This is a genomic window from Halorubrum sp. SP3 (assembly GCF_005435195.1).
In the GTDB taxonomy this organism is placed as follows: domain Archaea; phylum Halobacteriota; class Halobacteria; order Halobacteriales; family Haloferacaceae; genus Halorubrum; species Halorubrum sodomense.
On sequence record NZ_SGTU01000230.1, the window covers coordinates 1 to 640 of the forward strand.

General features: G+C 49.7%; 2 protein-coding genes. Both read right to left on the reverse strand.

From position 1 onward, the window contains the following. Positions 1-186, reverse strand: a 186-nt coding sequence (locus EXE42_RS19740) for a hypothetical protein (protein ID WP_137706997.1), incomplete at its 3' end; no start/stop codon positions are given. After that, positions 183-640 (reverse strand): group I intron-associated PD-(D/E)XK endonuclease (locus EXE42_RS16360; protein WP_158293760.1); only part of this gene is annotated, 458 nt, incomplete at its 5' end. The genes EXE42_RS16360 and EXE42_RS19740, both read right to left, overlap by 4 nt.

Genomic DNA, 640 nt, shown 5'->3' on the forward strand with positions numbered 1-640 from the left:
TGGTTCCAGCTCGCCGAGTTGGTCGGGTTTTGATTCAATCCTGACATCGTCAATACAGACGGTCTTCACACCTGCATCTTCGACGTACGCTCGCAGGTACTCAATATCGCCGACTGAGTATGTTTTGATGACCTCGGCCGAAGTACCGTTCAGGCGTATCGAGTCGCCAGGATTGAACGAATTCATTGCCCTTCTACTGGGCTTGATGACGATGTCTCATTCTGTTCTTCCGCCTCTGTATCAGACATATGTTGACGAAATGCTCGGTCGAACGTATAGTCCTCGAGTAGATTTGCTTCGCTCGCGTTGTGGTCGCTCATTTCCGTCCTGTCTTTTGTATTTATCCTGAAATTATTTCTCCCGACTTCGTCGAAGGCAACGTAGAATACCTTGTCCTCCTCAACGATATACCCGGCAAAAATATCGACCTGCCCATCCTGATACTGTTCCGTGAACAGCCGATATTTCCAGGGTTTCTTGTTGTTTTGGTTCGCTTTCTTGACCTGTACCCGGAGGAGTTCGTCGCCTTTGTCAGCAACGAGGTCGTATTTGTACAACCCGTGGGTGTAGGACACTCGACATCCTTGACGAACAAGATGGGCTGCGACAGCGAGTTCGGCTTCTTCACCGTCTACGTGAC